Annotated in this window: 9 protein-coding genes and 2 pseudogenes; 10 read left to right on the top strand and 1 reads right to left on the bottom strand. The window is 39.7% G+C overall.

Annotated elements, in window-relative coordinates:
* The first annotated feature begins 24 nt into the window (after positions 1-24).
* The 7 genes and pseudogenes from thrC to yihA form a co-directional block, all read left to right on the top strand.
* A complete protein-coding gene (gene thrC, locus CGICJO_RS09885; protein WP_486498738.1) occupies positions 25-1,533 on the top strand; it encodes a threonine synthase in 1,509 nt (502 codons plus the stop codon).
* Positions 1,533-2,225 (top strand): metallophosphoesterase, encoded by a 693-nt coding sequence (locus CGICJO_RS09880; RefSeq protein ID WP_486498737.1) that lies wholly within the window; start codon positions 1,533-1,535, stop codon positions 2,223-2,225. Before thrC ends, CGICJO_RS09880 begins: the two co-directional genes overlap by 1 nt.
* A gap of 102 nt (positions 2,226-2,327) precedes the next feature.
* Positions 2,328-3,605 (top strand): trigger factor, encoded by a 1,278-nt coding sequence (gene tig, locus CGICJO_RS09875; RefSeq protein ID WP_486498736.1) that lies wholly within the window; start codon positions 2,328-2,330, stop codon positions 3,603-3,605.
* A 181-nt stretch (positions 3,606-3,786) separates the two neighbouring features.
* Positions 3,787-4,368 (top strand): ATP-dependent Clp endopeptidase proteolytic subunit ClpP, encoded by a 582-nt coding sequence (clpP, locus tag CGICJO_RS09870; RefSeq protein ID WP_087376517.1) that lies wholly within the window; start codon positions 3,787-3,789, stop codon positions 4,366-4,368.
* Positions 4,369-4,382: 14 nt separating this feature from the next.
* A complete protein-coding gene (clpX, locus tag CGICJO_RS09865) occupies positions 4,383-5,708 on the top strand; it encodes an ATP-dependent Clp protease ATP-binding subunit ClpX (RefSeq protein WP_087376515.1) in 1,326 nt (441 codons plus the stop codon).
* A gap of 93 nt (positions 5,709-5,801) precedes the next feature.
* Positions 5,802-8,213 carry an endopeptidase La gene (gene lon / locus CGICJO_RS09860; protein ID WP_486498735.1) on the top strand — a complete coding sequence of 804 codons (2,412 nt, stop codon included), beginning with the start codon at positions 5,802-5,804 and terminating at the stop codon, positions 8,211-8,213.
* Positions 8,210-8,806: pseudogene (gene yihA, locus CGICJO_RS09855) on the top strand (ribosome biogenesis GTP-binding protein YihA/YsxC); the annotation flags it as partial. The gene lon and the pseudogene yihA, both read left to right, overlap by 4 nt.
* On the opposite strand, the pseudogene CGICJO_RS09850 reads toward yihA, so the two are convergent.
* Positions 8,780-8,842 (bottom strand): annotated as a pseudogene (locus CGICJO_RS09850) (hypothetical protein); the annotation flags it as partial. The pseudogenes yihA and CGICJO_RS09850 overlap by 27 nt on opposite strands.
* Here CGICJO_RS09850 and lysA point away from each other — a divergent pair.
* The 3 genes from lysA to CGICJO_RS09835 all read left to right on the top strand — a co-directional run bounded on the left by lysA (position 8,823) and on the right by CGICJO_RS09835 (position 14,805).
* Complete coding sequence (gene lysA, locus CGICJO_RS09845; protein WP_486498734.1) at positions 8,823-10,127, top strand: diaminopimelate decarboxylase; 1,305 nt, start codon at positions 8,823-8,825, stop codon at positions 10,125-10,127. The pseudogene CGICJO_RS09850 and the gene lysA overlap by 20 nt on opposite strands.
* A gap of 28 nt (positions 10,128-10,155) precedes the next feature.
* Positions 10,156-10,821: a Crp/Fnr family transcriptional regulator gene (locus tag CGICJO_RS09840; protein ID WP_087376507.1), complete on the top strand. Its 666-nt coding sequence runs from the start codon at positions 10,156-10,158 to the stop codon at positions 10,819-10,821.
* Between the two features lie 213 nt (positions 10,822-11,034).
* Positions 11,035-14,805, top strand: coding sequence for a discoidin domain-containing protein (locus CGICJO_RS09835; protein ID WP_486498733.1), 3,771 nt, complete (start codon positions 11,035-11,037; stop codon positions 14,803-14,805).
* Positions 14,806-14,911: the final 106 nt, after the last annotated feature.

Genomic DNA, 14,911 nt, shown 5'->3' with positions numbered 1-14,911 from the left:
AAAAGAACCCGAAAGGATGGTTTTATGTTATATAACAGTACAGAAAATAAAAAAGAAGTCGTTTCTGCGGCTCGTGCCATTGCACAGGGCATTTCAAGCGAAGGCGGACTCTTTGTACCTTGTGATTTTCCTGCATATGACAAAAGTGTGTTTGAAAATCTCTGCAAAATGAGCTACAACGAAAGAGCAAAAAAGATTTTAGGAGATTTCCTCAGCGATTTTACTGCTGAAGAAATTGCTCAGTGTGTTGACAGCGCCTATACAGCAGAAAAATTTGAGAGTGACAATCCTGCTCCTCTCAAGGCAGAAACCTTTGACGGCAAAGAGATGAATATTTTGGAGCTTTGGCATGGCCCTACATCCGCTTTTAAGGATATGGCTTTGCAGATTCTTCCTCATCTCCTTACAAAATCTTTGCAGAAAACAGGCGACGGTAAGGACGCAGTTATCCTCGTTGCGACTTCCGGTGACACAGGTAAAGCCGCTTTGGAAGGCTTTAAGGATGTTGACCACACAAAGATTATTGTTTTCTATCCTGTTGACGGCGTAAGCCCTATGCAGAAAAAACAGATGAACACCCAGGAGGGTTCAAATGTAAATGTTTGCGCAATCGAGGGCAACTTCGACGATGCTCAGACAGGCGTTAAGAAGATTTTTACAACAGAGGAAATTATTGAAAAGCTTGATAAAAACAATATGCTTTTCAGCAGCGCAAACTCCATTAACTGGGGCAGACTGCTTCCTCAGATTGTTTATTATATTTCAGCTTACTGCGATATGGTTAACAGTGGTAAGATTGCTATGGGTGACAAGATAAATATTGTTGTTCCTACAGGTAATTTCGGTAATATTCTTGCAGCTTACTACGGCTACTGCATGGGTATGCCTGTAAACAAGTTTATCTGTGCTTCAAACTCCAACAATGTTCTTACTGATTTTATCAACACCGGAGTTTATGACAAAAACCGTGATTTTTACACTACAGTTTCACCGTCTATGGATATTCTTGTTTCCAGCAACCTTGAAAGACTTCTCTATAAGCTTTCCGGAAACGACGATGTAAAGACCGCTCAGTGGATTAAAGAGCTTAAAACAACAGGTAAGTACACTGTTGACGATGAGGTTAAATCTCAGATTCAAAAGCTTTTCTACGGCGGCTACTGCGGCGATACTGCAACAAAGGAAACAATCGGTAAGATGTACAAGGAGAATAACTACCTCTGCGACACACATACTGCGGTTGCAGTAAATGTTTACGGCAAGTATGTTGACGAAACAGGCGATAAAACTCCTTGCGTTCTTGCATCAACAGCAAGCCCATACAAGTTCTCAAGAGCTGTTATGGAGGCAGTTTCCGGTAATAAGGATCTTCCTGAGGATGATTTCGCTATTGTGGACATGCTCAAAGAGCTTACAAATACTCAGGTTCCAAAGCCTCTTATGGCTATTAAGGACAAGAAGGTTCGTTTTGAAGACGTGGTTAAGTCTGAAAACATGGCAGGCTACGTTTTGAATGTGCTTGGTGTAGAGTGATGTCACTGTTTGCTATTGCGGACACACATCTTTCCCTTGGTACTGACAAGCCAATGGATATTTTTAAGGGCTGGTCAGATTATGTGGAAAGACTTGAAAAAAACTGGCGTCTTCTGGTAAAAGAGGATGACACGGTGGTGATTGCCGGAGATATTTCCTGGGCTATGAAGCTTGAAGAGTGTGAAAAGGATTTTACCTTTCTTGAAAATCTTCCGGGTAAAAAAATCATTCTAAAGGGCAATCACGATTACTGGTGGGCAACCAAAAAGAAAATGGACGAGTATATTGAAAAAATGGGATTTAAAACCCTCAATATACTTTTCAACAACAGTTATTCCTGCGGTGATTTTGCTTTGTGCGGAACAAGAGGCTGGTGCCTTGAGCCTGAAAGCGAAGAGGACACAAAGGTTTTAAACAGAGAGCTTGGAAGATTGAAAACTTCCATAGACTGCGCTAAAAAGCTTGACTGCAAGGAAATGGTTGCTTTTTTCCACTATCCGCCGGTTTTCGGGGATAAGGAATGTACACCCATTATAGATTTGCTCATTGAAAACGGCATAAAAAAGTGCTATTATGGACACCTGCACGGTTCCATGGCAAAGAGATATGCGGTTAACGGAATTTACAGGGATATAGAATTTAGACTGATTTCCTGTGATAATATAAATTTTACACCGTTTTTGGTTAGATAATCGGTGAAAAAATCTTGAAAATATTAAAAAAACTATAGCAAAAATCTTATTTATATGCTATACTAACATAGTTATTGCGTTGTTAAACAGGAGGAAATGAAAATGGCTTTAAAAAATACCAATAAAACTGATACAAACACATATGTACTTGAGATTACTGTAGACGGCGATGCTTTTAAAAAGGCAATCGACAAGGTTTACCGTAAGCAGGTTAAAAACATTAACATACACGGATTCCGTAAGGGTAAGGCTCCTAAGGCTGTTATCGAGAAAATGTACGGAAAAGAAGTTTTCTATGATGATGCAATGCAGGAGTGCTATCCAGAGGCTCTCGAAGCAGCTGTTAGAGAAGCAGACCTTAAGCTTGTTGCTGTAGACGCTTTGGAGGCTGTTGAAGCAGGAGACGAGGGCTTCACATTCAAGGCTACAATCATTGTTGAGCCAGAAATCACAATCGAAGGTTACAAGGGAATCGAGTTTGAGAAGAAGTCAACTGAGGTTACAGAGGACCACATCAACGATGAGATTGAGAAGGTTAGAGACAGAAACAGCAGAATGGTAACTGTTGATAACAGAGCTGCAGAGAACGGCGACGTTGTTGTTATTGACTTTGAGGGATTTGTTGACGGCGAAGCTTTCGACGGCGGCAAGGCTGAAAACTATAACCTCAAGCTCGGCGCAGGCCAGTTTATCCCAGGCTTTGAAGAGCAGATTTGCGGACACAACACTGATGAGGAGTTCTCAATCAACGTTAAGTTCCCAGAGGACTATCAGGCAGAGGATCTTGCAGGCAAGGATGCAGAGTTTAAGATTAAGCTCCACGAGATAAAGACAAAAGAGCTTCCGGAAGTTAACGATGATTTCGTTAAGGATGTAAGCGAGAAGGAAACACTTGAAGAGTACAAGGAAGAGCTTAAGGAAACAATCGGCAAGCGTCTTCTTGAAGAGGCTGACAAGCACAAGGAAAATCAGCTTGTTGAAAAGCTTATCGAGCTTGTTCAGGGCGAAATTCCTGAGGCTATGTACAACAACATGGTAAGAGATATGATCAGAGAGTTTGACATGCGTCTGCGTTCACAGGGCATGGATATGGAAACATACCTCAGATATGTTGGCATGGATATGAAGGGTCTTGAGGATATGTACAAGCCAGAGGCTGAGAAGAGAGTTAAGATCAGACTTGCTCTTGAGAAGATTGCAGAGCTTGAGAACATCGAAGTTAATGATGAGGCTATTGAGGCTGAGTACAACAAGCTTGCAGAGAACTACAAAATGGATGTAGAAAAGGTTAAGGAAATCATCGGCAAGGATGGCCTTGTTGAGGATATCAAAGTAGAAAAGGCAATGGATCTCGTAAGAGAGAACGCAATCGAGAAATAATTTAGCAATATTATTATATTTCGCAGACGCTTTTTTGGCGTCTGCGAAAAGCCTATAAAATGGTTTTTTATTTTTTGGCAGCCGGCATGGATGTTTAACAAAAAATGTTCATTATTCCTGATAATGGTGAATAAAATATGTTTGGCTGCCGATAATTCTTTCCTGAAAGGATGGTATATTTATGAGCTTAGTACCTTATGTAGTAGAGCAGACCAGCCGTGGAGAGCGTTCATATGATATTTTCTCCCGCTTGCTCAATGATAGAATTATTATGCTGAATGAGGAAGTTAACAGCACATCAGCAAGTCTTATAGTTGCTCAGCTTCTTTACCTTGAGGGTCAGGATCCTTCTAAGGATATAAGCTTTTACATCAACAGCCCAGGCGGTTCTGTTACCGACGGACTTGCAATCTATGACACAATGCAGTACATCAAGTGCGATGTTTCTACAATCTGCATGGGCATGGCTGCAAGCATGGGCGCTTTCCTTCTTGCTGCCGGTACAAAGGGCAAGAGAATGGCTCTTCCAAACAGCGACATTATGATTCACCAGCCAAGCGGCGGCGCACAGGGTCAGGCAACTGACATTGAAATCCATACAAAGCACATTCTTCACACTAAAAAGCGTCTTAATGAAATTCTTGCAAAGAATACAGGACAGCCTTTTGATGTGATTGCTCGTGACACAGAGCGTGACAACTTTATGACCGCTCAGCAGGCTTTGGAGTATGGACTTATTGACAAAGTTATTGAGAAAAGATAAGAGAGGTTTAATTGATGCCCAGTAAAAAAAATGATCAGCAGGTGAGATGTTCTTTTTGCGGCAAACCACAGGAGCTTGCCGGAAGAATGATCGCAGGCAACGGGGTATATATCTGCGACCAGTGTGTTGAGCTGTGTATGTCTATAATTGAAGACGGAGAAATGGCAGCTCATAACCACGAAGATAACGAGGTTGTATTTGATAATTCACATCTTTTAAAGCCAAAGGAACTGAAAGCTATCCTTGACGATTATGTTATCGGTCAGGACAGTGCCAAAATCACATTGAGTGTTGCGGTTTATAATCACTATAAGCGTATTTTAAACCACGACGAGGATGTGGACTTTGCTAAGAGTAATGTGCTTTTGCTGGGACCTACCGGTGTTGGTAAAACATTGCTTGCACAGACTTTGGCAAAAGCTCTTGACGTTCCCTTTGCTATTGCGGACGCCACAACACTTACCGAAGCAGGTTATGTGGGCGAAGATGTTGAAAACATTCTTCTCAAGCTGATTCAGGCGGCTGATTATGATATTCAGGCGGCTGAAAACGGTATAATCTATATTGATGAAATTGATAAAATTGCAAGAAAATCCGAAAACCCATCTATAACAAGAGATGTAAGCGGTGAAGGAGTTCAGCAAGCACTGCTGAAAATTTTGGAAGGCACAGTTGCCAATGTTCCTCCACAGGGAGGCAGAAAGCATCCACAGCAGGAATTCTTGCAGATAAACACAAAAAATATTCTCTTTATTTGCGGCGGAGCTTTTGAAGGTCTTGAAAAGATAGTTGAAAGACGTCTTGGTTCTTCAGCAATGGGATTTGGAGCAGATATCAAGTCTAAGGTTGAGCTTGATTCCACAGACTGGATGAAGGATGTTATTGCTCACGACCTTGTAAAGTTCGGAATTATTCCTGAGCTTGTGGGCAGACTTCCGGTTATCACTTCTTTGAGCGGTTTGGATGAAAATGCTCTTGTAAGAATTTTGACAGAGCCTAAAAATTCCATTGTTAAACAGTATAAGAAGATTTTTGAGCTTGACGGTGTTGAACTTGATTTTGAAAAGGGTGCTCTTCTTGCTATTGCAAAGAAAGCCTGCGAGCAGCACACCGGAGCCAGAGGTCTTAGAGGAATAATGGAAGATACATTGATGAAATTGATGTTTGAAACTCCTTCCGACCCTGATATTGAGAGAATTACAATAACAGCCGGAGTGGTTAATCATACCGATAATCCGGTTATTAAAAAGAAATCAAAGCGTAAAATTGCGGTGAAAACTGTCAAAAGCCTTGAAGATGGTAAAAACGATGACGATATCTCCGGCAATTCCGCATCTTAATTAAGTATGAAAGCTGTGTGTTGTACTTTTTTCAACATACAGCTTTTGTGGATTTTATTTATTTTAGAAATTTTAAAGTTAGGAGGCAATGATATGAATGTACAGGAAGGTATGACTTCTATCATGCCGGTTTTGCCTCTCAGAGGACTTGTTATTTTCCCTGGTATGCTTATACATTTCGATGTGGCAAGGGAAAAATCCGTAAACGCATTATACAGCGCAATGGGTTCAGACCAGCATATTTTTGTGGTTGCACAGAAAGACCCTGCAATAGATGCTCCTCTGAAAGATGACGTTTTTGAAACAGGTGTAGTGGCAAAAATAGTACAGCTTGTTAAGCAGCCTGAAAATATGGTGAGAGTTGTAATTGAAGGCCAGTATCGTGCTGAAATTAAGGAATATAATGCAGACGGCGAGTTTATTTCTGCCATAGTTGAGCCGGTAAAATATATTAAAGACAAGACAACGGTAATGAATTTGGCATTGGTCAGATCAGTTAGAAATGTTTTCGAGGAATATCTGAAATATATGCCTAAAATGCCGTCAGATATATTATACAAATCTCAAAATGCCAAGAATGCCGATGATTTTTCAGATTTTATCGCAGCAAATATTCAGGCGGGATTTGAAAGCAAGCAGAGAATACTTGCTACTAAAGATGTTACAGAAAGACTTGAGTTTATACTTGATTTTCTCACAAATGAAGTATATCTTTTAAAAATAGAAAGAGAGCTTACCGATAAGGCGAGGGCGAAAATTGACGAAAGTCAAAAGGAATATATGCTCCGTGAACAGCTCCAGATAATCAAAAGCGAGCTGGGTGAGGATGAACCTGACGATGAAATACGTGAGTATGAGGAAAAGATAAGAAAGCTGAAGCTTCCCGAAGAAATTGAAACAACTCTTTTGAAAGAGTGCGCTAAACTTGATAAAACTCCGTTTATGAGTCAGGAAGCTGCGGTTATAAGAACTTATCTTGACACATGCCTTGAACTTCCATGGAATGTGTACTCAGAAGACGATATAGATTTGAAAAGAGTAGCCGAGTCTCTTGATAAAAACCATTACGGTTTGAAAAAAGTAAAAGAGAGGTTTTTGGAGTATTTGGCGGTTAAGAAAAATGCTCCGGATATGAAAGGTCAGATAATCTGCCTTTTAGGCCCTCCGGGCGTTGGAAAAACTTCTATTGCAAAATCAGTTGCTGAGGCGATAGGTAAAAAATATGCGAGAGTTGCTTTGGGCGGTGTGAGAGATGAAGCAGAAATCAGAGGTCACAGACGCACATATGTGGGTTCAATGCCGGGACGCATAATAAATGCAATGAAGCAGGCAGGAACAATGAACCCGCTTATTGTTCTTGATGAGATTGATAAGCTTGCTTCCGACTATAAAGGCGACCCAACATCGGCTCTTTTAGAGGTTTTGGACAGCGAGCAGAACAACACATTCACTGACCACTACATAGACTTGCCCTTTGATTTGTCTGACGTTATGTTTGTAACAACTGCAAACGATTACTCAACAATCCCTGCACCTTTGAGGGACAGAATGGAGGTTATAGAACTTCCAAGCTATACCCTTGTTGAGAAAATCAATATTGCGAAAAAACATCTTATTCCAAAACAGCTTAAAAACTGCGGATTAAATGCCAAAGATTTTAAGTTTACCCCTAATGCTATTGAGATGATTATAAACAACTATACAAAAGAAGCAGGCGTTAGAAATCTTGAAAGAACAATAGCTTCCGTTATGAGAAAGTCTGTTTATAAGAAGCTCACAGAGAATATTGAGAAGATTACTATTTCAAATAAAGATTTGGAAGAACTGCTGGGACCTGTAAAGTACAGCGACTCTGAAAAATCAAATAAAGATGAGGTTGGATATGTAAACGGTCTTGCCTGGACTTCCGTTGGCGGAGAGCTTTTGCCTATTGAAATTGCAGTTATGCAGGGAACAGGTAAAATTGAACTTACAGGTTCCTTGGGCGATGTTATGAAGGAGTCTGCAAAAACTGCCGTTACATGCATCAGAAGTCATGCGGAGGAACTGAACATTGACCCAATGTTTTATTCCACAAAGGATATCCACATTCATGCGCCGGAGGGTGCTGTTCCAAAGGACGGACCTTCCGCAGGTATCACAATGGCTACTGCTCTGTATTCAGCCTTGTCAAACAAAAAGGTTAGACACGATGTTGCCATGACAGGTGAGATAACACTTAGAGGAAAGGTTCTTCCTATTGGAGGACTTAACGAGAAGAGCATGGCAGCTTATAAAAACGGGGTTAAAACAGTAATTATCCCGAAGGAAAACAGCCGAGATTTAGCTGAAATTGACGAAGAGGTTAAAAACAATGTGACTTTTGTACCGGTTTCCGATATAAAAGAAGTGTTGAAAATCGCTGTTTTAGATAAAACAGAAAAAACCTCATCGGGCAGAAAAAAGACAAAAAAATCACTTAATATAAGTGGTATTGACGAAAGCACTAAGGAGGTTACTCTTTGAACATAAATAATGTAAAATTTGAGTTTGCAGCGGGAACTTCCTCACAGCTTCCGCCTTCACAAAAGCCGGAAATTGTGTTTTCAGGACGTTCCAATGTGGGAAAGTCCTCCCTCATCAACAAGCTTGTAAATAGAAAGGCTTTGGCTCGTGTCAGTGCGACTCCGGGAAAGACCGCAACAATAAATTTTTTCAGCGTTGACAGATTTCATCTTGTGGACTTGCCCGGTTACGGATATGCTAAGGTTTCACGTTCAGAAAAAGAACGCTGGTCAGAGCTTATGGAGGGCTATTTTGCCCAGGACAGAAACTTTTGTCTTGTGGTTCAGATAGTTGACATAAGACATAAACCATCTGCAGATGATATGCATATGATAAATTTCCTGGTTGAAAATGGTTTTCCTTTTATTATTGTTCTCACTAAAAAGGACAAGCTTAAAAAATCCCAGTTTATAAAGAGAATGGAAGAACTCAAAACAGAATTGGGAGAGTATGAGGGAATTTCACTTTTTCCTTTTTCTGCTCTTAACGGAGAGGGCGCAGAGGAAATAAGGAATGTTATAGATGAATGTGTAGATGATTTTTATTCCACTGAAAGGACAGAAGAATTTGATGAAGAATAATTTTAACAACAGTGTAAAAGTTAATTCCAAAGGTCATTTAGAAGTTGGCGGATGTGACTGCTTGGAGCTTGCCGAAAAATACGGAACACCTTTATATGTTCTCGACGAAACTATGATTAGAAATATTTGCAGAGAATATTTGCAGTCTTTCAAAAAATATTATGACGGAAACGGTCTTCCTCTTTATGCTTCAAAGGCTCTTTGCTGTATGGAAATGTGCAGAATAGCAAAACAGGAAAATATAGGACTTGATGTTGTTTCAGGCGGTGAAATTTACACAGCTTTGAAGGCAGATTATCCAGCTGAAAAAATACATTTCCACGGAAATAACAAGACTGTAGACGAGATAGAAATGGCTGTTGAGGCCGGTGTTGGCAAAATTGTTATGGACAACCTCAGCGAAATCGACAGAGTTAATAATGCAGCTGAGAAATTCGGTAAAACAGTAAATGTGTCCATGAGAATTAAGCCCGGTGTTGACGCTCATACACACGACTTTATCAGAACAGGTCAAATCGACTCCAAGTTTGGATTTGCCCTTGAAACAGGAGAAGCTTTTGAAGGTGTAAAAGAGGTTTTGAAAGCTAAAAACCTTAATTTTACCGAACTTCACTGCCATATAGGTTCACAGATTTTTGATATTGCTCCTTTTGTTGCAGCTGCTGAAATTATGATGGACTTTATTGCAAAAATCAAAAATGAGCTTGGACATCAGATAACAGAGTTAAACCTGGGCGGCGGTTTCGGTATAAAATATGTGGACAGCGATAAGCCTGTTGCATATGAGAAATATATGGAAGCTGTTTCTAAGGCTATAAAGGCAAAGGCTGAAGAGCACAATATTCCTGTTCCTTATATATACATTGAGCCGGGCAGATCAATTGTAGGTGAAGCCGGTGTAACTCTTTACACAGTTGGTTCAGTAAAGGAAATACCAAATGTCCGCAGTTATGTAGCTATTGACGGCGGTATGACTGACAATATCAGATACGCTCTTTACGGTTCTGCATATACTGTAATAAATGCATCAAAAGCAGATAAAGACGCTGACTATAAAGCTACTATTGCAGGTAAGTGCTGTGAGAGCGGTGACCTGGTTCAGGAAAACTGCATGATTGCAAAGCCTGATGACGGAGATGTTATAGCGGTTCTCTCAACAGGAGCATATAACTATTCCATGGCTTCTAATTATAATAGAAATCCGAGACCTGCCATTGTAATGGTTAAGGATGGAGAAAGCAGAGTTATTGTTAAAAGAGAATCCTATGAAGATATTATAAGAAACGATATCTGATATTGAATTTGATAGGTGGCTGATTTTTATGCATAAACTTGAAGATTATTTGCCTTTTTGGGAAAAATTGAATAAAGAGGAACAGACATTGCTTAAGGACAACTGCAAAACTGTTAATTATAAAAAAGGCAGTCATGTTTACAGTGCTTCTGAAGAATGTCTTGGAGTCCTTGTTATTTTAAAAGGGAGTCTGCGTACTTATATATTGTCAGACGAAGGCAGAGAAGTTACTCTTTATAATCTTTATGAAAATGATGTTTGTGTTCTTTCAGCTTCCTGTGTCCTTTCTCAGATAACTTTTGATGTTTTTGTAGACGCCAGGGAGGATTGCAGTCTTTTACTTATATCTCCTGCGGCATTTTCTTCCGTAATGAAAACAAATGTATATGCAGAAAATTTTATGCTGAGGATTACAGCTGAAAGATTTTCTGATACTATGTGGGCAATGCAGCAAATTCTATTTATGGGATTTGATAAACGTCTTGCTATTTATTTACTGGATGAAATGAACAGGAAAAATACCAATGTAATTAAAACAACTCATGGTGACATAGCCAAAGAAATAGGAAGCGCCAGAGAAGTCGTAAGCAGGATGCTTAAGAGTTTTGCGGAAGATGGTGTTGTAAGTATAAACCGAGGTGCTGTTGAGATAATTAACAAAAAATATCTGCAAAACCTGGTAAGAAACCAATAAAAATAAGTTTATTTAAGAGCCGGATATTACTGAATTCAGTGGTATCCGGCTTTTTACACATATTATTTTTGTGATTGTAATAAGTGCACAAAAAAATATATAAAAAATATACATTTTAACTATTGTTGTCTTTTTTTTGTTGTGATATACTATATATTGTAAGTGGCATACGTGCCAATTTTAGCATTTATTATGAGAAAGGAGAAAAACAAAATGCAAAAAAATATCACAAAAAAAGCATTATCTGTTTTGCTGGCTTTGACGATGATAATGGGAATGTTTTCAATGATTTCCTTTAGTTCATCGGCAGCAGAGAACACAAATTTGGCAACAGGCAAAACAGCTACTGCTGACAGCAGTGAAACAAATGATTTTGCTGCACCGAAAACCGTTGACGGAAGCGATTCAACCCGTTGGGCAAGTGCTGTTGCTAACGCACCTCACTGGGTTCAGATCGACATGGGCGAGCCAACAGAGATTGCTGCTGCAACTATACACTGGGAGAGAAATACTGTAAAAAGTTTCGAGATTCAGTATTCAGACACAGCTGCTGCAGATTCTTGGAAAGTAGCTTACAGCTATTCAAGTACTGAACTTTATGATGGCTGGAATACAAAGGTAAATTTTGATACTCCTGCAACAGGTAGATATTTTAGAATTTACATTAAAGATTTCGCCGATAGAGGACAGGACGAATCAGGCAAAGAGGTAACTTGGAATACAATTTCAATTTTTGAAATTGGACTTTTTGCAGAACCACTTGTAATTTCAGACCATACACTTGCAGAATTAGTAAATTCTATAACTGCTCCTGAAATCACAGCTGACGACACAACTGTTCCACTTCCTGAGGTTCCAGAGGGCTTTGAAGTTACATTTGCAGGCAGTAACTATGATAATGTTATTACACCAGAAGGTAACATTGCAACTCCTCTCGTAGACAAGCAGGTGAAAGTTGCTTATGAGGTTACTGACGGACAAGATACAAAGAGAACAGCTGATTTGACAGTTACAGTTCCTGGAAAAGTTGCTGCTTCCGCTGAAGAAAATAATGCAAAGCCGGTTGTAATTCCGGAAATCGCAGAATGGATTGGCTCAACAGGCGATATGACAATTACTGAGAGCAGTAAGGTTGTATATGCTTCTGAGGATCTTAAAGCAACAGCTGAGTTGTTTGCTGCTGATTATCTTGAAGTTACAGGCATGGAACTTGCTGTTACAGCAGGCACAAAAGAAGATGTTGCCGCTGGTGACTTCTATCTTGCTCTTGATGCAGAAGACACAATGAATCTTCGTGATGAAGGTTACTATGTAAATATCGCTGACGGTGCAGCTTATGTAACTGCTAATACAGCTACAGGTGCTCGCTGGGCAACAGTGACATTCCTCCAGATTCTCAAGCAGAACGGAACAACAATTCCACAGGGTGAGATGAGAGACTATCCTAAGTATGAAATCAGAGGATTTATGCTTGACGTAGGCAGAATTCCAATCGAAATAGAAACAATCTACGATATCGCTAAGACAATGTCTTGGTACAAGCTTAATGACTTTGAGCTTCACCTTAACGATAACCTTATATTCCTTGAGGACTATGTAAACGCAGGTCTTGATCCTCTTGATGCATATTCTGCATTCCGTATGGAAAGTGATATAACAAACGACGAGGGCGAAGGTATCACAGCTGAGGACCTTTACTATACTAAGGATGAATTCAGACAGTTGATTACAGATTCAAGAGCAATCGGTGTAAATATTGTTCCTGAGTTTGACTTCCCTGCACACTCTCTTGCAATCACATCTGTATTTGATGAACTTGCGGTTGATTATATAAACGGAAGCGGCCGCTCATATGCAGACCATTTTGATCTTTCAAATCCTAAATCTACAGAACTTATTAAGGATATCTGGGATGAGTATTTGGATGGTGAAAATCCTGTATTTGACGAACTGACAACTGTAAATGTTGGTGCTGACGAGTACACACACAATAATGAAGATTACAGAAAGTTTGCAGATACTATCCTTAAGTACATCCAGCAGGAAAAGGGCAGAACTGTAAGAATTTGGGGAAGCCTTTCAACTATCACAGGTACAACACCTGTATACTCTGATGATGTTCAGATGTATATCTGGAACACAGGTTGGGCTAATCCTAAGGCTATGCTTGAACAGGGTTACGACCTTATCAACATCAACGACGGAAGTGTTTATATTGTTCCTGGTGCAAACTACTACTACGATTATCTCAACCCAACAAGCATATACAACAATTGGAAGCCAAACGTAATCGGCGGAACAACAATTGCTGAAACTGAAGATCAGATGCTCGGTGGCGCTTATGCTATTTGGAACGACTGCATCGACACAAGAGATAATGGTATCTATGAGTATGATGACTTTGACAGATTCTATAAGCCGGTAGCAGCTTTCAGTGAGAAGCTCTGGGGTGAAGGAACTGAGAAAACAGCTACTGAGTTGGCAGAAACATTTGAGGAAACTTCAACAGCTCCTGGCACAAATCCTTACAATGAAGTAGAGACAACAGCTAATGACAAGACATTTGCTGAGTATACTTTTGATGATGGTACAGGCACAGATGTAACCGGAAACGGCTATAATCTTACAGATAACTCTGAGAATGTAACATATACAGACATTGCTGAAGGTAATCAGGCTCTGGTTCTCAACGGTGATACAAGCTATGTAGAAACACCAATCGAGTATCTCCCAGTTGATACAGATCTTACAATAAGAGTTAAGAGAACCAGCTATTCTAACGAAGAGCAGATACTCTTTGAAAGTGATTATCAGCCTACTAACGGTGCAGGTAAATATGCAATTCAGGCTGTTCAGGCTGATACAGGAAAGGTTGGCTTTGTAAGAGGCGCACGTACTTATACATTTGATTATGAGCTTCCTGTAGGCGAGTGGGTAACACTTACATTTAGAGGCGAACAGAACTTTGCAAGTCTTTATGTAAACGGCGAATTGGTTGACTCACTTGGCTCAACAGCAGGTCTTGCAATGAGAGCTACACTTTCATCACCATTCAATAGAATAGGAAGCAAGACAAATGCATTTATCGGTCTTGTTGATTATGTAAAGGCTGATAATCTCAATGCACCAGACGAGACAATTATTTCAAATGACAGTTTCACAGTTGAGTGTGATAACCAGAACCCTGCTGCAGGATCTGAAGGACCAATTTCCTATGCATTTGATAACAATCTCAATACATTCTGGCATTCAAATTATACACCAATTCAGGCACTTCCTGCTAACATCGAAATTCACGCTAACGAAGGAACAACACTGGATGTTGGAGCTATAACATATGTTCCAAGACAGTCAGGCGATAACGGTTACATTACATCTGCAACATTCTATTACAAGAACACAGAAGCAGGTGTAAATGAATGGACTGAAATCACTTCTGTAAATTGGGCTGCTGATTCTTCAACAAAGAAGGTTAACTTTGATTCTATTATTTCTGCTACTGATATTAAGATCACAGTTAAAGCCGGTAAGAATAACTACGGTTCTGCTGCTGAATTCTATCTCCATAATCAGATGGATGCAAGTAATGCTGAAGCTCTTAACAATGCAAAGGCAAACGCTGATGAAGTGATTGCAAACTATGCAGATATCATGAATAACGAGAAGTTTGCAGAGGCTTATAATAAGGCAGCAGAGCTTCTTGAAAACGGCGGAACACAGGAAGAGTATGACGCAGCTGCATCTGCACTTGCTGCAATGAACGCAGTTGTTATTCGTGGCGGAGATATTGACGGAAGCGGTAATGTTACAGTTTCTGATGCAACAATTATTCAGCTTATCGTATCCGGAAAAACTATAGATAATGCAGATACATATAGTAAGTACTCAGATATAGATTTGGATGGTAGTGTTGATATTGAAGACGCAACTATAATTCAGACATATCTCACAGGTGCATCTGACATTTTTGGAAAGACAGTTTAATATTAATTAACATTTAATTTGATTATTTAACTAGAAGGTTAAATAATTATTGCGTATGTCGTCGGGCATAATTAAATGTCCGGCGACTTTGCTAATTAAAACAAAA

The organism is Candidatus Limousia pullorum (assembly GCF_057405065.1).
This window is presented reverse-complemented; position numbering and strand designations above follow the sequence as displayed.

Bases quoted from the DNA above. Each gene is read 5' to 3' on its own strand.
- thrC (WP_486498738.1), top strand. From the start codon at position 25: ATGTTATATAACAGTACAGAAAATAAAAAAGAAGTCGTTTCTGCGGCT.
- CGICJO_RS09880 (WP_486498737.1), top strand. From the start codon at position 1,533: ATGTCACTGTTTGCTATTGCGGACACACATCTTTCCCTTGGTACTGAC.
- tig (WP_486498736.1), top strand. From the start codon at position 2,328: ATGGCTTTAAAAAATACCAATAAAACTGATACAAACACATATGTACTT.
- clpP (WP_087376517.1), top strand. From the start codon at position 3,787: ATGAGCTTAGTACCTTATGTAGTAGAGCAGACCAGCCGTGGAGAGCGT.
- clpX (WP_087376515.1), top strand. From the start codon at position 4,383: ATGCCCAGTAAAAAAAATGATCAGCAGGTGAGATGTTCTTTTTGCGGC.
- lon (WP_486498735.1), top strand. From the start codon at position 5,802: ATGAATGTACAGGAAGGTATGACTTCTATCATGCCGGTTTTGCCTCTC.
- lysA (WP_486498734.1), top strand. From the start codon at position 8,823: ATGAAGAATAATTTTAACAACAGTGTAAAAGTTAATTCCAAAGGTCAT.
- CGICJO_RS09840 (WP_087376507.1), top strand. From the start codon at position 10,156: ATGCATAAACTTGAAGATTATTTGCCTTTTTGGGAAAAATTGAATAAA.
- CGICJO_RS09835 (WP_486498733.1), top strand. From the start codon at position 11,035: ATGCAAAAAAATATCACAAAAAAAGCATTATCTGTTTTGCTGGCTTTG.